General features: G+C 59.6%; 13 protein-coding genes. 7 read left to right on the forward strand and 6 right to left on the reverse strand.

The window, feature by feature from the left end; translation table 11 throughout:
- Positions 1–39: 39 nt before the first annotated feature.
- From AB4O01_RS03880 to AB4O01_RS03895, 4 genes are read left to right on the forward strand one after another with little or no spacing between them, the layout of a single operon-like run.
- Positions 40–2,964, forward strand: a complete 2,925-nt coding sequence (locus AB4O01_RS03880; protein WP_460090740.1) for a type VI secretion system Vgr family protein — start codon at positions 40–42, stop codon at positions 2,962–2,964.
- Positions 2,961–7,688: an RHS repeat-associated core domain-containing protein gene (locus tag AB4O01_RS03885; protein WP_460090741.1), complete on the forward strand. Its 4,728-nt coding sequence runs from the start codon at positions 2,961–2,963 to the stop codon at positions 7,686–7,688. The genes AB4O01_RS03880 and AB4O01_RS03885 overlap by 4 nt, the downstream gene beginning before the upstream one ends.
- A gap of 5 nt (positions 7,689–7,693) precedes the next feature.
- Entirely contained in the window at positions 7,694–8,101 is a 408-nt protein-coding gene (locus tag AB4O01_RS03890) for an Imm1 family immunity protein (protein WP_320336919.1), read from the forward strand.
- Positions 8,102–8,153: 52 nt separating this feature from the next.
- Entirely contained in the window at positions 8,154–8,417 is a 264-nt protein-coding gene (locus tag AB4O01_RS03895; protein ID WP_093433215.1) for a PAAR domain-containing protein, read from the forward strand.
- Positions 8,418–8,472: 55 nt separating this feature from the next.
- Here AB4O01_RS03895 and AB4O01_RS03900 read toward each other — a convergent pair whose 3' ends face one another.
- The 3 genes from AB4O01_RS03900 to AB4O01_RS03910 form a co-directional block, all read right to left on the reverse strand.
- Positions 8,473–8,967 (reverse strand): PaaI family thioesterase, encoded by a 495-nt coding sequence (locus AB4O01_RS03900; RefSeq protein ID WP_320336918.1) that lies wholly within the window; start codon positions 8,965–8,967, stop codon positions 8,473–8,475.
- Between the two features lie 8 nt (positions 8,968–8,975).
- On the reverse strand, positions 8,976–10,133 hold the full coding sequence (locus AB4O01_RS03905; RefSeq protein WP_460090743.1) for a GGDEF domain-containing protein: 1,158 nt from the start codon (positions 10,131–10,133) through the stop codon (positions 8,976–8,978).
- A gap of 147 nt (positions 10,134–10,280) precedes the next feature.
- A complete protein-coding gene (locus AB4O01_RS03910) occupies positions 10,281–10,529 on the reverse strand; it encodes a hypothetical protein (RefSeq protein WP_093433206.1) in 249 nt (82 codons plus the stop codon).
- A 171-nt stretch (positions 10,530–10,700) separates the two neighbouring features.
- Here AB4O01_RS03910 and AB4O01_RS03915 point away from each other — a divergent pair, with 171 nt between their 5' ends.
- The 3 genes from AB4O01_RS03915 to AB4O01_RS03925 all read left to right on the forward strand — a co-directional run bounded on the left by AB4O01_RS03915 (position 10,701) and on the right by AB4O01_RS03925 (position 13,531).
- Positions 10,701–11,345 carry an ATPase gene (locus AB4O01_RS03915; protein WP_093433203.1) on the forward strand — a complete coding sequence of 215 codons (645 nt, stop codon included), beginning with the start codon at positions 10,701–10,703 and terminating at the stop codon, positions 11,343–11,345.
- Between the two features lie 86 nt (positions 11,346–11,431).
- Positions 11,432–11,773 carry a hypothetical protein gene (locus tag AB4O01_RS03920; protein ID WP_095126388.1) on the forward strand — a complete coding sequence of 114 codons (342 nt, stop codon included), beginning with the start codon at positions 11,432–11,434 and terminating at the stop codon, positions 11,771–11,773.
- A gap of 1,116 nt (positions 11,774–12,889) precedes the next feature.
- Positions 12,890–13,531: a LysE family translocator gene (locus tag AB4O01_RS03925; RefSeq protein ID WP_093433198.1), complete on the forward strand. Its 642-nt coding sequence runs from the start codon at positions 12,890–12,892 to the stop codon at positions 13,529–13,531.
- Here the strand turns inward: AB4O01_RS03925 and AB4O01_RS03930 are convergent.
- The 3 genes from AB4O01_RS03930 to yghU form a co-directional block, all read right to left on the reverse strand.
- Positions 13,528–14,721 carry a GAF domain-containing sensor histidine kinase gene (locus tag AB4O01_RS03930; protein ID WP_099758980.1) on the reverse strand — a complete coding sequence of 398 codons (1,194 nt, stop codon included), beginning with the start codon at positions 14,719–14,721 and terminating at the stop codon, positions 13,528–13,530. The two genes, AB4O01_RS03925 and AB4O01_RS03930, sit on opposite strands and share 4 nt — an antisense overlap.
- 137 nt (positions 14,722–14,858) lie before the next feature.
- Positions 14,859–17,036: a TonB-dependent siderophore receptor gene (locus tag AB4O01_RS03935; RefSeq protein ID WP_460090745.1), complete on the reverse strand. Its 2,178-nt coding sequence runs from the start codon at positions 17,034–17,036 to the stop codon at positions 14,859–14,861.
- A 257-nt stretch (positions 17,037–17,293) separates the two neighbouring features.
- Positions 17,294–18,133 carry a glutathione-dependent disulfide-bond oxidoreductase gene (gene yghU, locus AB4O01_RS03940; RefSeq protein ID WP_460090746.1) on the reverse strand — a complete coding sequence of 280 codons (840 nt, stop codon included), beginning with the start codon at positions 18,131–18,133 and terminating at the stop codon, positions 17,294–17,296.
- Positions 18,134–18,204 lie beyond the last annotated feature (71 nt).

The raw sequence follows: 18,204 nt of genomic DNA on the forward strand, positions 1-18,204 counted from the left end.
CCCTGAGGCGTGTTGCAGCACTGCGCGAGGGACAAGGGAATGTTCTCACCGGCCAACCAGCCTCATTTCAATCTGACCGTTGATGGTGTCGACAGCGACTTTCAGGTGCTGTCGTTCACCGGTCGTGAGGCCCTTAACACGCCGTTCGAATTCGAGCTGGAACTGGTCAGTGAAAAGGCCTCGATCAACCTCGAAAGCGTGCTGCACAAACTGGCGTTTCTTCAGCTGTCGCCAACCGGCACTGGCATTCACGGGCTGGTCTACAGCATTGCCCAAGGCGAGGCGGGCAAGCGCCTGACCCGCTACAAGATTTACCTGCGCCCGCAACTGGCCTACCTCGCGCATCGAGTCAACCAGCGCATCTTCCAGCAGATGACCGTGCAACAGATCATCAGCCAGGTCCTGGAAGAGCACGGCATTCTCGCCAGCGACTACCACTTCCAGCTCAGCGCGATTTATCCGGAACGGATCTACTGCGTGCAGTACGACGAATCGGACCTGGATTTCATCCAGCGCCTGTGCGAAGAGGAGGGGATTCACTACCACTTCCAGCACACGTCCAGCGGCCACAAACTGACCTTCGGCGATGACCAGACGGTGTTCCCGAAACTCGCGCCAGTGGCCTATCAGCAGGACTCCGGACTGGTCGCCGACAAACCGGTGGTCAAGCGTTTTGGCCTGCGTCTGGCCACCCGCACCAGTCGCACCACGCGCCGCGATTACGATTTCGTCAAACCGAAGATCGAGCTGGAAAGCGACGCCAAAAGCAGCGCCCAACCGGACCTCGAAGACTACGATTACCCGGGCCGTTTCGTCGATCGCGAGCGCGGCAAACACCTGGCCAATCGCGCGCTGGAACGCCATCGCAGCGACTATCGTCTGGCCGAAGGCAACAGCGATCAGCCGATTCTGGTCAGCGGGCATTTCCTCGCCCTGACCGAGCACGCCAACCCGACGTGGAACGACCTCTGGCTGCTCACTGAAATCTTCCACGAAGGCAAGCAGCCTCAGGTGCTCGAAGAGTCGGTGACCAGCGACACCACCGACAACAAAGACGATTTCCACCAGGGCTATCGCAACCGCTTCAGCGCGATCCCATGGGACGTGCCGTACCGTCCGCCGCTCGATCACCCGAAACCGAAAGTCCTCGGCACGCAAAGTGCGGTGGTCTGCGGCCCTGAAGGCGAAGAGATCTACTGCGACCAGTACGGCCGGGTGAAAGTGCAGTTCTTCTGGGACCGCGAAGGCAAGCACGACGACATGACCAGTTGCTGGATGCGCGTCGCATCGAGCTGGGCTGCCGAGACTTTTGGCTCGATCAACATTCCGCGGGTCGGCATGGAGGTGTTGATCACCTTCCTCGAAGGCGATCCCGACCAGCCGCTGATCACCGGTTGCCTGTACCACGGCGCGAATCTGCCGCCGTACAAACTGCCGGACTTCAAGACCCTGGCCACGGTCAAGAGCAAGGAATACAAGGGCAGCCGCGCCAACGAATTACGCATCGACGACACCACCAGCGAGATCAGCATCGCGCTGCGCAGTGACCACGGCGCGAGTGCGATCAACCTCGGTTATCTGACTCATCCGCGCCCGAGCGGCGGTCAACCGCGCGGCGAAGGTTTTGAGTTGAGAACCGACCGCCACGGCGCAGTACGTGCCGGGGCCGGTCTGTTGATCACCACCGAGCCACGGCCGAACGAATCCAAGCACCACAAGGATCTGCCGGAAACTGCCGAGCGCCTCGCCACGGCCAGCGATCAGCAGGACGGTTTTGCCGTTCAGGCCAAAGAGCTTCAGGCCCAAGAGGCCGGCGATCAGGACGACGTCGCCAAAGCGCTGCACGCCCAGCACCAAGGCGTACTCGGCAGCGGTCCGGCCAACCTCACCGCCAACGAATTTCCCGAGTTCACCGAGCCGCATCTGGTCCTCGCCAGCCCGGCCGGCATCGCCCTGACCACGCCGCGCTCCAGCCACATCGCCACTGGCGAACATTTGGCATTGAGCAGCACCGGCCACACCAGCCTGTCGATCGGCAAACGCCTGTTGGCCAGCGCCAGTCGCGGCATGCGCCTGTTCGTGCAAAGCATGGGCTGGCGTCTGGTTGCAGCGTCCGGCGACATCGATGTGCGCGCACTCAAGGACAGCATCAACCTGCTGGCCAAACTCAACATCACTGCCAATGCCGACCGCATCACCATCACCGCGAAAACCGAACTGGTGATCCAGGGCGGCGGCAGCGCCACCACCTACAACGCCGGCGGCATCACCCACGCCACCAGCGGCCCGTACACCGCGCACGCGGCGAACTTCGCCTACACCGGCGCGAAATCCCTGGCGGGCGTGTTCCCGGAACCGCCGAAACCGGGCAAGGGCAACCTTGAATTGTTCAACCAGTACGCCGGGCGTCAGGGCATCAAGGAAGGCGACTACGAAGTTATCGATGCCCTGGGCAAAAGCATCAAGGGCAAGCTCGACGGCAAGGGTTTCGCCAGCGTCACCGGCGCCGCACCGGGGCCGGCGCAAGTGCTGTTCGGCAAGGATCCGGCGGATACGTGGAGCGATGGCAGTTACATCGGCAAACCTGAGTGGCCGTTGAATCCGCCGGGGGCTGAAAACGTGCCGAGCCAAGTGCAGGCGATGGTCGCGCAGGTCTTGCCGAGCAAGAGTTGGGACATGTTGGAGAAGGGCAAGGACATGGCGCAAACAGGGATGAGTGCGATGCAGACGGCGCAAGGTGCGATGCAAACAGCGCAGCAGGTTAAGGGTGTTGTGCAGGGTGGCGCGGCTGGATTGCCGAAATTGGCGAGTGCGGCGTTGCCGAGTGCGTCGAGCATCCTCGGCGCCGCGAGCAAGAACGGCAAGTTGCCGAGTTTGCCTGCCGTTTCGTTGCCCAAAAACGCGATTCAAACGCCCGGCCTGAGTCCGGCCTCAAGCTTGCTGCCAGATGAGTTCATGTCATGACTACTCCGACTCCTGCGCCCGATAAAAAACGTGAACCCCAGGTTGCTGTCGTTCCGCTCAACACCATCGATATTCAAGACGTCGGTCGCGGCGCCGCCAAATTCGATGCCTGGCTGCAGTCGATCAGTGGCGGGGTTGTCACGCTCGACCGTGTGAAGAACGTTGCCGGCGCCTTGCCGGTGGTGGGTAACATCATGGCGCTGGTCGACGCCCTTGGCGACATCGTGACCCTGGCCAAAAGCAAGCAGCGCCAAGTGCTGGACTGGGTCAGCCTGGGGATCAACCTGATTGGCGTACTGCCGGCCCCTCCAACCATGGCATCGGCACGCATGACGCTGCGTCCGACATTGGGCCTGGTGCGCCAGGAACTGCGTAACAGCGCGAAGATGCTTCTGGGTGATTCGCTGATCGAAGTGTTGATCGGGCATTTGAACGCGACCATTGTCGGCACGATCGATGACTTCGTAAAACAGGCGCAGCCCAAACTCGCTGGCATTCTCGACGACGCTGGCAAACTGGGCCAGAGCGCGGTGAACGAGATTGCCAAGGGGCTGGAAACCGTCGTCAATGGCAAACTCGATGCCAAGGGCGACCTCAACGCTGCGGGTTCAAAGATCACGGCGGCGCGCAGCCAGTTACTGCATGACCCCAAAGCGGCCATCGGCAACATCTTTGGTGCAGCGTTCAGTGCCTACAAGGCCGCCGGCAAAGGCGTAGCCAACAGCGCAGCGAAAAACCTGCTGCCGGAAAAAGCCAAGGCATTGGTGCTCAGCAATACGTCCATGCTGCGGACTTTGGGCGTAGAGCTGCGAACTCAGCTGAAGAAGCTCAGCGATCCGGGTGTTCAACACTCCATCGGCTGGCTGTTGCAGATGCTCGGTGGCGCCGTGGTCACCTGGCGTAAGCGCAAGGCGCATGGTCAGAGTACGAACGTCAAACCCGGCGGCACCACCCAGGCCAAGCGCAAGGCCGGGGAAGGTCAGCTTGAGATGCAGTCCAAGCAAGCCGGGGCGAAAGCCGACCCTAATTGCAGAAAAAACGTGGTGTGCCCGATTACCGCGCACAGCATCAGTTTCTCGATGGGCTCGGAGACTTTCCGTCACACTGATTTCAGCCTGCCGGGCCCGTTCCCGATCAACTGGACGCGCACGTATTACTCGCGCCTGGAGGCCTATGACAAAGGGGACATGGGCGCTCGCTGGATTACCGAATTCACCACCCGTTTCGATCGCGTCGATGACGGCCTGGTGTTTCACGCGGCAGATGGACGTAGCCACAATTACCCACTGCCCAAAGTCGGTGAGGCCCATTACGACCCGGTTGAAAGCCTGACGCTGGTGCGGGTCGACGAAAACCGGCTGGTGCTGTGCAGCGGTATCGAGCGCAAGGAAACCTACGTGCGCCGCGGTCAGCGTTACGTGCTGATCGGTATCGTCCTGCGCAGCGGTGCCGGGGTCATGCTTCACTACGAACACCGTCATGACGACGAGGCGGTGTTGTCGGATCTGATTACCTACGAAGGCGATATCAGCAACGTCCACTTGCAGCTCGGCACCCTGCTCGACGCGCAAGGGCACCTGATCGGTCTCTGGGAAATTCGCCACGGTGCACCCAAGCGTCAATTGTGTGCCTATCGCTACGACGCCAGCGGTGATCTGATCCAGGCCCAGGATGAAAACGGCGCGGCCTGGAATTATCAATACCAGCACCATCTGGTCACGCGTTACACCGATCGCACCGGGCGCGGGATGAACCTGCAATGGCAAGGTCAGGGCGCTGATGCCAAAGCCGTCCGCGAATGGGCGGATGACGGCAGTTTCGATACCCGGCTGGAATGGGACGAAAACATCCGCCTGACGTATGTCACCGATGCCCATGGCAACGAGACCTGGCACTACTACGACATCCTTGGCTACACCTATCGCATTCGACACCCGGATGAACGCTCGGAATGGCTGTTTCGCGATGAGGCGAAAAACGTCGTGCGCCATGTGCACACCGACGGCAGCATCGACCGCTTCAGCTATGACGAACGGGGCAATGTGCTTGAGCATATTCGTGCCGACGACACCGTCGTGCATTTTGCGTATGACGATCAAGATCAGTTGATCAAGATCAGCGACGCCGAAGGCGGGCTCTGGCTGCGCGACTATGATGCTCACGGCAATCTGGAGAAAACCATTGACCCATTGGGCAACCAGACCGAATACGCCTACACCTCGGCAGGCCTGCTCAAAGCGATCAAGGACGCCAACGGCGCCGAGAAGAAACTTGAATACAACGATGCCGGTCAACTGACGAAATATACCGACTGCTCCGGCAAGGCCAGTACCTGGGAGTACAACAGTCTTGGGCAGTTGATTTGCTTCACCGACGCGGCCGGGCAAAGCACCGAGTACCAATACCGTGCCGGCCAGCGGGTGCTGATCAGGCATCCGGATAAAACCGAAGAACGTTTCACTTACGATGCTGAAGGTCGTTTGCTGGCGCATGTCGACGGGCTGGACCGCTGCACCTCCTGGCGTTACACGGCTGCGGGGCTGGTGGCCGAGCGAGTGGATGCCACGGAACAGACGTTGCGCTATCGCTGGGACCGACTGGGGCGGCTGACCGCCCTGGAAAACGAGAACCAGCAGCGGGTGCAGTTCGAGTACGATCCGGTAGGGCGCTTGCTCCATGAAACCGGCTTCGATGGGCGCAGCAAACACTATCGCTATGACACCGAGACCGGGCGATTGGCCTCCATTCGCGACGGCGAGCGCCTCACCGAATTCCAGTTCGACCCGATGAACCGGATGATCAGCCGTTTGGCGACGCTGGGCAGCGAGTCGCAAGCGGAAACCTTCGCCTACGATGGTAACGGCAACTTGGTGCTGGCCAGTAACGATCAGAGCCGCTTGCAGTGGTTCCATGACCCGGCTGGCAACCTGCTGCGCGAACATCAGCATTTTCTGGGGTTGGAAAAACCCTCGGTCGCGATCTGGCGACATGAATACGATGCGCTCAATCAGCGAGTGGCCACGCTGCGTCCGGACGGTCATCGGGTCAGTTGGCTGACTTACGGCAGCGGTCATCTGTTGGGCATGCGCCTCGATGAACATGACCTTATCGGTTTCGAGCGCGACGACCTGCATCGTGAAGTTGCGCGGCATCAGGGCAATCATCTGTTGCAAACCCAGCAGTGGGACCCCGCCGGACGTTTGCAGGAGCAACTGCTGGGGCGCGCCGACGATAAGCGCACTGTCCTCAAACGCGAGTATCAGTACGATGCGGCAGGTCAGTTGCGCGGTATTGACGATACTCGCCGAGGGACGTTGGCTTATCAATACGACCCGGTCGGTCGTCTGCTTCAGGCGAGCAGTCGCCTGGGTGTGGAAACCTTTGCCTTCGACCCGGCTGGCAATCTGCTCGACGATACGGCCCGGCAAACCCGACGCCCGCTGGATCAGGACCCGACCCGCAGCAAGCTTCTGGATAACCTGCTGCGCGAGTACGCCGGCACTCATTATGAGTATGACGAGCGGGGCAACCTGATCCAGCGCTGGCATAACGGCACTTACAGCCGGCTGCGCTGGGATCTGTTCGACCGTCTGGTGCATTTTGACGACGCCCGTCTGGAGGTCGATTACGCCTACGATGCGCTGGGCCGCAGGGTTTACAAACACTCCCGTGCGCACTTTAAACAGCACCCTGAAGCCGGCTCTCAATGGAACCATCACGAATACGCACGCAAGCAGCGCGAGTCGGGTTGCGGCTTCACGTTATATGGTTGGGACGGTGACGTTCTAGCCTGGGAAAGTAGCCTCGCACAGGTGGATGGTGACTATGGTCGTACCGTGCATTACGTGTACGAGCCTGGCACCTTTGTGCCTGTCGCTCAGGCACTGCGGCATCAGGCAATCAAACTGTCGGAGCAGCCCGACTACAGCGACGAATATCGACTGGACGATGATCCGTTGTGGAACCACGCACCCAAGGCCCAACCGATCGATGAGTTGAGCTGGTATCAGTGCGATCACTTGGGCACGCCACAGGAACTGACTGACCAGCGAGGTGAAATCGTCTGGAGTGCGCAATACAAGGCGTGGGGCCAAGTTCAGGAACAGCGTTCAGATCGTGCCAGGCAACAAGGGCTGACGAATCCACTGCGTTTTCAGGGGCAGTACCATGACCATGAGACGGGCCTGCATTACAACCGCTACAGGTACTACGATCCGCAGGTCGGTCGTTTCATCAGCAAAGACCCGATCAGCTATGCCGGTGGCTTGAATCTTTATGTCTATGCACCAAACCCGACGGGCTGGATCGATCCGCTGGGCCTGGAAACCTGTGATCCACGGCAGCAACTGGCTGACCGCAGGAAAGCCTTGGGTCTACCCGTCGCAGGTTCTGCCAATGACACATCGACATTGTCTTTATTGAGGGTCAATGGTCAGAGTTTCGAGGGTATAAACTCAGGTGATCAGAATCCCAAGACGGCGATTACCCTCGATCGGGTAAATGCGCAAACCAAAACCCACGCGGAGGCTGAAGCGGTGCAACATGCCGTGAATGCGGGCATGGCAGGTAAAGCCGAAAGTGCCGAAATGTGGGTCGACCGCGATCCGTGCAAGGCTTGTGGGTTGCCGGGCGCAGGGGGTATTCGTTCACTGGCTCGAAATCTGGGATGTAATATTACCGTGCATTCACCCAGTGGCAGCCGAACTTACACACCAACGAAGTAGTGATCATGAAGCTGGAAAAAATCATAGAAGACGAAGCAAAGGGCGAGACTTTCAAAGAGCGAGAGCACTTGAGTCCCGACCGCGCAAAGGTACTCGAAACTCTGGATCGACTGGATGGAAAGGCGTGCAGTTCGACACTGTTTTTGCTCGATGACGATAACTACATGAGCGTGGGCGGGGGGAACGACCATCGCTATGTTGTGTTTATCGCGGTCAACGTCGACGAGAAGCTGTACACACTGACTACTCCTGATGCATCAAACGATGAGACGGTTGATGTCGTCGTCGGTGGGCAGTCCGGGAGTTACCCGAAAAACCAGGTTGTCGGCAAAGAAAGTGCCCGGAAAGCGTTGCTGTATTTTTGCGAACACGGCAAAGCGGACCCGGGATTGGCGTGGGAGATTGAAGAATGAGGGGGCGAAGGTCAGACCGTCGGGCCTGATTGAACGGCAAAGGAGTTATGCTGTGAAAGACGCGATTCGCTTGGGTGACTCCACCACGCATGGTGGCACGGTCCTTGAGGCATTCTCTCAAACCGATCTCAATGGCAAGCCCATTGCCGGTGTCGGACACAAGGTAAGCTGCCCTCTGTGCAAAGGGATTTTCCCCATCGCCGAGGGCAGTAGCACTTACACCGTTGATGGCACGCCTGTGGCGTTGGACGGCATGAAAACCGCTTGTGGCGCCGCCCTGATTGCCAGCGGCCCCAAAGGGGCTGTGGTCAGTTGAACAGTCGCCAGGGCCTGCCGGTAACGGTTTGACAAGCCAGGCAGGCTCGCCAGGTTTATCGCCCGTGTGCCGCATCCGCCAGTTGCCCGGTATCGACACGCACAAACACCGAATCGCCCACTGACGTCAGGACTTCCCCGGCAAACACCTCGCAGATCACCCGGGTCTTGCGCCCGACGTCACCCTCGACTTTCGCGCGCAGAGTCAGCGTCACGCCCATCGGTGTCGGCTTGATGAATTTGATGCCGAGGTTACCGGTGACGCAGTCGATGCGCGGCAGGCTACCGGGTTCGCGGTGTTCGGCGCGGTAGTGGTAGGCCATGGCCGTCCAGTTGGAATGGCAGTCGACCAGCATCGCGAGCAGGCCGCCGTAGACCAGGTCCGGCCAGCCGCAGTACTTGGCGTCCGGCAGGTGTTCGGCGATCACGTGAACGCCGTCTTCGTGCCAGCGGCTTTTGACGTGCAGACCGTGCGGGTTGCGGCCACCGCAGCCGTAGCAAACGCCTTCGGGTGCTGCGAGGTCTTGCAAAGGGGTAACGAGGCTGGACATGGTTTTTATTATCCTGGAGGAGTGAGTCCGGTCAGGCGCAGACGATTGCGTCCGCCGCGTTTCGATTCGTAGAGGGCGGCGTCACCTTGTTCGATCAGCGCCGTCAGGTGCGCGGGCGGCTTGTCGAACAGGCTGGCGCCGATGCTCAGGGTCACCGCAGCGGTGGTCGGGAACGTCTGGGAGGTCATGATCAGAAACTGCTCACGCAACGCGTTGCCCAGTTCCATGACGCGCTCACCTGAGGTGCTGCTGAGCAAAATGACGAACTCGTCACCGCCCAGGCGTGCGGTCAGCGCATTGCGCGGCAGCACCGAGCGGATCATCTCGCTCAAGGTAATCAGCAAACGATCGCCGGCGGTGTGGCCGTATTGGTCGTTGACCAGTTTGAAGTTGTCGATGTCGATCAGCAGCAAGGCGCCGGGATGCGCCGGCGAAACCTGTTCGAACAGGCGCGGCGCGCGTTTTTCCAGGGCGCGGCGGTTATACAAAGCGGTCAGCGGGTCGCGTTCGGCGAGGCGGGCGATCTGTTTTTCGCGGCGATAACGCTCGGTGCCGGTCATCGACAGGGCGATCAACATGATTGCCATCGCGCCCTCGACCAGGGAAATCTGAATGATCTCGCCGCGAAACGCCGCCAGATCGATCAGCGTGCCGGGGATCACCACTGTCAGCGCTTTGGCCACGTAGAAAATACCGTGACCGAGCAGCACATAGCGCAACTGCACCGCGCCGACGCTCAACGATTTGCCATGGGGGCGCAGCAGCGAGCTGGCCTTGAGGGTCGACAGCGCCACCAGCAACGAATTGGCCGCCAGCATGACCTTCGACCACAGCGGCCCCTCCGGCAACAGCAGCAAGACCAGCCAGGTGACAAAGATCAGGTACCAGGCCGTCGACAAGCGTATCTGCGTGAAACGCGCCACGCCGAGCAGAAACAGGAAATGCGCGGTCACCAGCAGGCCGTTGGCGAACCAGATGCCGATCAGCAAAAAGCCGCTGCTGCGTAGCAGGGCCAGGGTGGAACCGACCGTGATGGTGGCGAAACCGGCGCTCCAGAACAGCAGCGAAGGCTCACGAATGCTGCGCCATTCGATCGCCAGGTACAGCGCTGCGGCGGCTGCGAGGGCGATGGAAAGGGTCAGCATCGTAGGTGGGTCGAGCGGCATTTCTTGATGAGCCTGTCTGAGTGGCAGTTTGACCGGCGATTGTAAGCGTTCGGGCGGTTTTTTCGCAGAGGTCGTGTTGCCGCGCAGATCATTGGCAGCGGGGAGGGCGCGGTCGCTCACCGCCACCCTGACCGCCGTGCCGATCGGTCATGGCTTGGGCTCAAGCCAGGTGTCGACGACTCGGCGATCCAGCTCTTCCCAATAGGCCATGCCCAGCACCCGGGTGGTGTTAAGCCCGCGCAGGTAACCGCGCAACTGGTTGGCGGTGTCTTGGATGAGCTGCGGGTCGGTAATGCCTTTGTCCAGCAATACGCTTTCGTACTGAACCAGATATTCGGCCACACGCTCGCGAAAATCGGGCAGAACGGCGTCACGGATCAGGTCAAACGTTCTCAAGGCGAACTCCTCATGGGCTGTTTTTCTCGTTGTGGTTGAGTGTGTAGCAGTCTGCACGTCGCGCAACTATTGCTAGAAGTAATAGTGACCATCACGAAACGCAAGTTCTGCTTTGTCGGCATTCGGCGGAAAATCGCTTCCATCGAACACGCAGCTCAAGGAATTTGCGCGATGAACACCCTGACCCGACTGGCTTTTGTCGCCCTGCTGACAGGCGGCGCACTGTTCACAGCTCCGACTTACGCAGCCGACGCCGGGTCGTGTCACTTCCAGACCATCACGGGCAGCAGCGCCACGTTGCAGCATTCGCAAACCGTGGGTGTGTTGCTCAGCGAGAACACCCTGGACAACCTGCAATACCTTGAGCGTTACCACAACATGGCGGTCAACGGCGCGAAAGACGCGCTGGATTCGCGGATTCGTGAAGCGTTCGTTGACAGTTCCGATCCGGAACTGGCCATCGACTGGCTGGTGAGTTCGCTGCAACAACAGTTCTTGTCGGTAACCGTTTACGACAACCTTGATGCCCTGGTACAGGCGCATCCGGACGTGGTGGTGAAGCTCGATACCTTCAACCGCTTGCTGACGCAGCGCAACAGTCTGGTTGAAGCGCGTTTTACCGCACGCTTCTACGACGCCGACCTGCAATACATCGGCAAGGCAGAAGGCGCCGTCGAGAAGCAGTTGCCTTCGGTCTGGGTGCATAACCAGGCGGCACCGGCCATCGCTGCACAGATCGGCAAGCAGCGTGACCTGCAACTCAACGCGTTGAAGCAATTCGATGTGTCGCTCAAGGCGCTGGTGGCGTCGAGCTGATCACTTAAAACATAAATGGCGACGGCGGCTCCGTGAGGCTGAACCGTTGCCGGTTGAACCGAACCTTTATTTTCAGGATGACACCGATGCGTCTTTTATTTGTGCCCGCTCTGGCCGTTGCCTCTTTGCTGCTCGCCGGTTGCGCTTCGGCGCCGAACAATCCGAGCCTGACGTTGCAGACCAGCAAGACGCCTGCGCAGTACGCCGATTGTGTTGTGCCGAAGTTGCAGGGCAGTGCATTGAATCCGACGGTTTCGCAGACTCAGCGTAGTTATCGGATTGTGGTGCCGAGCAAGATTTCTGCTGACAACGTGCTGGAGGCTTATAAGGCCGGTAATGGCGGCAAGGTGTTTATCTATGAGCGCCATTTGCTGGCTTCGAATCTTTTGCCTTCGAGTTTTGAGCGGGCGGCGCAGGATTGCATCTGACTTTGGCTTTTTTACGTATTGACTGAGCTCCTTTGGTTGGCCGCAACCAACCAATTTTTTGCCTCGCGCCTTTCATTCGGTTTGCGGGGCTTTTTTTTGTTTGGTGCCTTGGCGGCCTTTGGGCCGACCATGCTCTGGGTGTTCTTTGTGAATATCCGTTTCTGCGGGTGTCGCCGCTGGCGGTTTCGCTCTTACAGCGACTCACTTTTCCAGACGCCGAAAAGTAAGCAAAAGGCTGGGCCCCGGCGTTCGGCCCGCTCGCTGGGGCTCGGGGTTCCTTCGCTCCGGGATCGATCCGGGCGCAGCGCCTACGGTTTGCTTCGCTGCACCTCCTCTCGCTGTGTTTGGCTTCGCCAAACGGTCGCTGCGCTCCCACCCCCGGATCAATCCCTCCACTCAGCCTGCCGAAGGGGCCAGCACGGCAAGATCAAGAGCTGCAGCCGAGCTAACGCTCATCCTGTTGAGTGGTGAAGAGAGCGGGGTGGGTGCGGCTTTTGATTTGCTTCCGAATTTGAGTGCAGCTCGGTATTTCAAGTCGGTGTATTTCCCGCAATCACCTCGGTCAGTTCCCTCTCCCTCCGGGAGAGGGTTAGGGTGAGGGGCTTTTGATCTGCTTCTGGATTTGAGTTCGGCTCGGTATTTCACGTCGGCGTAACTCTGGCAATCACCTCGGTCAGTTCCTTCTCCCTCCGGGAGAGGGTTAGGGTGAGGGGGCTTTTGATCTGCTTCTGGATTTGAGTTCGGCTCGGTATTTCACGTCGGCGTAGCTCTCGCAATCACCTCGATCAGTTCCCTCTCCCTCCGGGAGAGGGTTAGGGTGAGGGGGCTTTTGATCTGCTTCCGGATTTGAGTTCAGCTCGGTATTTCACGTCGGCGTAGCTCTCGCAATCACCTCGATCAGTTCCCTCTCCCTCCGGGAGAGGGTTAGGGTGAGGGGGCTTTTGATCTGCTTCTGGATTTGAGTTCAGCTCGGTATTTCACGTCGGCATGACTCTGGCAATCACCTCGGTCAGTTCCCTCTCCCTCCGGGAGAGGGCTAGGGTGAGGGGCTTTTGATCTGGGCTATGCAGCCGGTTGTTGTAAGATGCGGCATCTTCAACCTTGCGAGCAGCGAAAATGGATTCTCACTCGATATTGACCTTCACTCTGGTCGCGGCAATTGCCATCGCCAGTCCGGGGCCGGCGACGCTGATGGCGATCAACAATAGCCTTGCTCACGGGCAGCGCAGCACGATCTGGTCGTCGCTGGGCAATGCCAGTGGGCTGTTCTGTTTGTCGGCGGCGGCGATGTTGGGGCTGGGGGCGTTGTTGGCCAGTTCTGAAGTGCTGTTTAACGCGGTGAAGATCATCGGGGCCGGGTATCTGTTCTACCTCGGGGTCAAGCAATTGTTCAAAAAGGGGCCGATGCTGCCGGATGGGATTGAAGGTGAGGCGGGCAGGGTGCGACCGACTCGCGGCAAGCTGTACAAGTCGGCGTTCCTGACGGCGGTGACCAATCCCAAGGCGACGATGTTTTTTACTGCGTTGTTTCCGCAGTTCATTGATCAGGGCGCGGCGTTGCTGCCGCAGTTTCTGATCCTGACCTCGATCTTCATGGCGTTGTCGGTGTCGTCACTGAGTGTGTATGCCGCGCTGGCTTCGCGCGCGAAGGGCGTGCTGACCCGTCCGGCGTTGTCCCGTTGGGTCAGTCGTGTGGTTGGTTCGACCTTTATCGGTTTTGGCGCGGCGATTCTGACAATGCGGCGGCAGGCGGCTTAAAGCCATTTGTACCGGGCCGGGAGTCTCGCCACGAAGCAGGTTCCCGACTCGGCGCTTGAGGTCACGCTTAATGTACCGTTGTGCGCCATCGCGATCTGCGAGGCGATATACAGCCCCAGCCCTAAACCCTCGCAACGTTGCCCGGCCTCGGCGCGGGAGAACGGTTCAAACAGCAGTGGCAGCAGTTGCGCTGGAATCGGTGTGCCCTGGTTGGTCAGGGAGATCACGATCTCGTCATTTTCCGCATACGCCTTGAGGACGATTGGCGCGCTGTTCGAGCCATGGGTGGCCGCGTTGCCCAGCAGATTGGAAAGCAATTGGCTGATGCGCAGCGCATCGCAATAAATGCCCGCCGGCACATCCAGTTCATGGATAAACACCGCTTGGGGATGGGACGCTTGTACCTCGGCGAGGGTCAATTGCAGGGTGTGCTGCAAGTCGTCCACCAACTTGCGCTGCACCGGAATCCCGCCACCCAGACGTCCTCGGGCAAAGTCGAGGATGTTTTCGATCAACACGCCCATGCGCACCGAGCTGTTGCGAATCGCCGCAATCAGGTTGAGCGAACGTTTGTCTTCGGTTTTGCTTTCCAGCAAGTCAGCGCTCATGCGCACCGCGCTCAGTGGTGTGCGCAAGTCGTGGCCGAGAACGGCGATGAATTGCTCGCGCAGGCGCCCGAGTTCATTGGCGTTGTTCAGCTCGATTCGGGTCGCTTCCAGATGGCGTTGGGTGTCCAGGTTCATGGCGATCAATTGAGCGAACAGGGTCAGTGTTTTGGTGATGGCCGGTTCGTCGATATTGGCCGGGACCGAGTCGATGGCGCACAGCGTACCGAAGAAGTCGCCATTGGCTTTGACGATGGGAATGGAGATGTAGCTTTCCAGCCCATAGGTTTTCGGCGTGTGGTGCAGCGAAAAGACCGGGTGCGCACTGGCGTGCCCGAAGATCACGGGCTGCTTATGCTGGCGGATCTCGTGGCAGATGGTCGATTCAAGTACCAGTTCGCCACCGGGTTTGAGTCCGAAATCAATGGAGTCATCGACAGCGCATGCCACCCAGTTGCTTTCAGTGACCCGCGCGACTGCGGCGAAACGCATGCCAGTGAGGTGTTTGACCATGCTCAGGATGACTGGCACCGCGTCAATGCTGCGGATCGCGTCAATATCAGGGGTAAAGGCCGGATTGGTCATGGCGCGATGCTTCGTGAAGAGTTCGCTCAGAGACTAACGGTTATTGCTGCTCATGACTAATGAAGAGGCCAGAAAGTACAAGGGCGCCGTGGCTTTCCCCAGCGCCCTTGCTTGTTGCTGATCAGAAGGTCAGCGACTCAGAACTTGTACTTCGCCGTCAGCATATAGCTGCGCGGGTTGCCGTAGTTGTCGTTGGAGCCCCACGTAACATTGGAGCCAATGGCGGAGTAGTAGACGCGATCAAAGATATTGTTCGCGTTGACCTGCAGATCCAGGTGTTTGTTGACCTCGTACCCGGCCATCAGGTCGGTGACCGCATAGCCACCCTGTTCAAGGCGGTAGCTGCCGTTATTGGCCAGAGCGACGTCGTTGTACATGCGGCTCTGCCAGTAAACGTTGCCACCCACGCGCAAGTGTTGCAGCGGACCCTGGAAGCGATAGACGGTGGACACCTTGAACAGATGCTCTGGCGTGTCGGTTTCGAAACGTTGATTGTTGTTGGCCGGGTTTTCGTCCTTGATGTAGTGCGCGCGGGTATAGGTATAGCCGGCGCCGACCTGCCAGTTGTCGGTCAGCGCGCCTTGCAGTTCCATGTCCACGCCCTGGCTGCGTACCTTGCCCGATGAGCCGTAGCAGGTCAGGACCGGGCAACCGAACTGATTGTCGGCCTGGGTGGCACGACCGGTCTGGTCCATCTGGAACACCGCCAGGCTGGCGTTGAGGGCGCCGTCGAAGTACTCGCCCTTGATGCCGACCTCGTAGTTTTCGCCGACGATTGGCTCGAGCACCTTGCCGCCGAGGTCCTTCTGGGTTTGCGGGGTGAAGATGTCGGTGTAGCTGGCGTACACCGAATGATGGTCGTCGAGTTTGTAGATCAGACCGGCATAACGGGTCAGGTTACGCGTGACTTTGTAGTCGCCATCGGCCGTGCGGTCATCGTAGTCGTACCAGTCGAGACGGCTGCCGAGGATCAGCGTCAGCGGGTCGGCCAGGCTCAGGCGGGTGGTCAGGTAGACGGCGTCCTGAGTGGTGACGTTGCGGGTTTTGCCGTCCCGTACGAAATCAGGCTTGGGCGCGCCAATCGGCCAGGCCGTGGTGTACGGATCGTATTCCTTGGTGGTCGCGTCATACACCCGGTTGCTGGCGCCGACCACCAGTTCGTGGCTGCGGCCGAACGCTTCGAACGGGCCACTGGCGAACACGTCGAGCGAGCGCTGCTTGTCGGTGTGATGGGATTGATAGGCCGTGGTTTCCAGCGGGCCGGCGTAACGCGACAGGTAAGTCCCGGAGAACTCGCCGTCGAGGGTCGAGGACGAGCCGGCGACGTGCAGTTTCCAGTCGTTGTCGAAACGATGCTCGACTTCGCCGAACACAGTATCGATCTGCAGCTTGCGGTTTTCCCAGTCGGTGCCCGGGTAGGTGGAGCGGGGCAGGTCGAGGTGGTGGCCGTTGGTGCCGATCGGCAGGCCGCCCCAGAAATAGTTGGTCTGTTCGTTCTGACGCGAGAAGCCGAGGGTCGCGGTGGTGCTGTCGCTGAGGTCGGCTTCACCGATGGCGTAGAACAGGCCATGGTCGTTTTCTTCCTTGTCGCGGAAGCTGTCGGCGCCTTGATAGGAACTGACCACCCGGCCACGCAGGGTGCCGCTTTCGTTCAACGGGCTGGAGGCGTCGATCTCGCCACGGTAGTCATCCCAACTGCCGGCGGCGCCAGTGAGGGTTACACGCTGATCGGCCGTCGGGCGTTTGCGCACCAGGTTGATCGCCGCCGAAGGGTTGCCGGCACCGGTGACCAGGCCGGTCGCACCACGGACAATTTCGACGCGGTCGAACATTGCCAGGTTCGGTTGCACCGCCATCGAGAACGGCGAATAGGAGCTCGGCAGGCCGTCGTACATGATGGTGTCGATGTCGAAACCGCGCGAGCTGTAGGTCTGCCGACCCGGGCCGCTGGCCTGACTGAGGAACAGTCCCGGCGTGTCTTTCACCACGTCGTTGATGCTGGTCATGTTCTGGTCGTCCATGCGCTGACGGGTGATCACTGTTACTGCTTGGGGTGTTTCGCGCATGGTCAGCGACAGCTTGGTCGCCGTCCGCATCGGGCCGGTGGTGTAGGATTGGGTGTCTTCGGTGGTGCTGCTCATCTGGGTCGCGCCGATTTCTGTCGCGTCCAGTTCCAGCGTGGCCGGCGCGGCTGTTTCAGACGTGGCAGGTGTTGCCTCGTCGGCCAGCGCCGGTGTGATGCTGGCCATGCAAATGGCGAGTGCCAACAGGTTTGGTGAACGGTTTGAGCGGCGGTGTATGGTGCAAAACGACATCAATCTGCTTCCCCAAATGATACGAAAACGAATCCAGTGCGAGTGCGTGTAGGAATTATTCGCATTAGTCTGTCAGATCATTCCGGGTGAAGAAAGGCGTACGGCTCAGTTAGTTAACGAATTTTTCACAATCGGGCGGGCGCTCTACGGCGCGGGTTGGCGCAGAGTCGTGGTTTTTCGGGGGCGAGATAGAAGCAAAAACGGGCCGATCTCAAACGCTTGTGATCGGCCCGCTGCTGAACGTGATGAAAGGGCTGTCAGTTCAAATCTTCAGCCTGGTGACGCTCGGGTACTTGGGTTGCTTCATCACCCCAGGTGCGATTGATGCGTTGCCCACGAATGACCGCCGGCCGCTGGGCGATGTCCTCGGCCCAGCGCTGTAAATGGGTGTACTCGTGAGCGGCGAGAAACTCGGCCGCCGAATAAACGTTGTTGCGCACCAATTGCCCGTACCACGGCCAGACTGCGATGTCAGCGATGGTGTAGCTGTCGCCGGCCAGATAGGCGCTTTCGGCCAGACGCCGGTCGAGCACGTCCAGTTGCCGCTTGGCTTCCATGGTGAAGCGGTTGATCGGGTACTCCATCTTCTCCGGCGCATAGGCATAGAAATGCCCGAAACCGCCGCCCAGGTAGGGCGCCGAGCCCATCTGCCAGAACAGCCAGTTCAAGGTTTCGGTGCGGCCCGCCGGATCCTTCGGCAGGAATGCGCCGAATTTTTCCGCCAGGTACAGCAGGATCGAACCGGATTCGAACACACGAATCGGCGGCTCAACGCTACGGTCCATTAGCGCCGGAATTTTCGAATTGGGGTTGATCTCGACAAAGCCGCTGGAGAACTGGTCACCCTCGCCAATGCGGATCAGCCACGCATCGTATTCGGCAGCGCTGTGCCCCAGCGCTAACAGCTCCTCCAGCATAATCGTCACTTTGACGCCGTTGGGCGTGGCCAGCGAGTAGAGCTGCAACGGATGCTTGCCGACCGGCAAGGTCTTGTCATGGGTCGGCCCGGCAACCGGCCGGTTAATGCTGGCGAACTGGCCACCGGACGGGGCTTCGTTTTTCCAGACCTGGGGCGGAACGTACGGTGCTTTGCTCATGTAAGGGGCCTCATCTTGGCAAGTGGAAAAAATACCTCGCTGATAATAGACAGCACACCACAGAACCCGCT

The organism is Pseudomonas sp. S2_E02 (assembly GCF_054668355.1).

Coding starts and splice junctions, on each gene's coding strand:
- AB4O01_RS03925 (WP_093433198.1), top strand. CDS start 12,890: ATGGATTCTCACTCGATATTGACCTTCACTCTGGTCGCGGCAATTGCC.
- AB4O01_RS03930 (WP_099758980.1), bottom strand. CDS start 14,721: ATGACCAATCCGGCCTTTACCCCTGATATTGACGCGATCCGCAGCATT.
- yghU (WP_460090746.1), bottom strand. CDS start 18,133: ATGAGCAAAGCACCGTACGTTCCGCCCCAGGTCTGGAAAAACGAAGCC.
- AB4O01_RS03890 (WP_320336919.1), top strand. CDS start 7,694: ATGAAGCTGGAAAAAATCATAGAAGACGAAGCAAAGGGCGAGACTTTC.
- AB4O01_RS03905 (WP_460090743.1), bottom strand. CDS start 10,133: ATGCCGCTCGACCCACCTACGATGCTGACCCTTTCCATCGCCCTCGCA.
- AB4O01_RS03885 (WP_460090741.1), top strand. CDS start 2,961: ATGACTACTCCGACTCCTGCGCCCGATAAAAAACGTGAACCCCAGGTT.
- AB4O01_RS03920 (WP_095126388.1), top strand. CDS start 11,432: ATGCGTCTTTTATTTGTGCCCGCTCTGGCCGTTGCCTCTTTGCTGCTC.
- AB4O01_RS03915 (WP_093433203.1), top strand. CDS start 10,701: ATGAACACCCTGACCCGACTGGCTTTTGTCGCCCTGCTGACAGGCGGC.
- AB4O01_RS03935 (WP_460090745.1), bottom strand. CDS start 17,036: ATGTCGTTTTGCACCATACACCGCCGCTCAAACCGTTCACCAAACCTG.
- AB4O01_RS03880 (WP_460090740.1), top strand. CDS start 40: ATGTTCTCACCGGCCAACCAGCCTCATTTCAATCTGACCGTTGATGGT.
- AB4O01_RS03900 (WP_320336918.1), bottom strand. CDS start 8,967: ATGTCCAGCCTCGTTACCCCTTTGCAAGACCTCGCAGCACCCGAAGGC.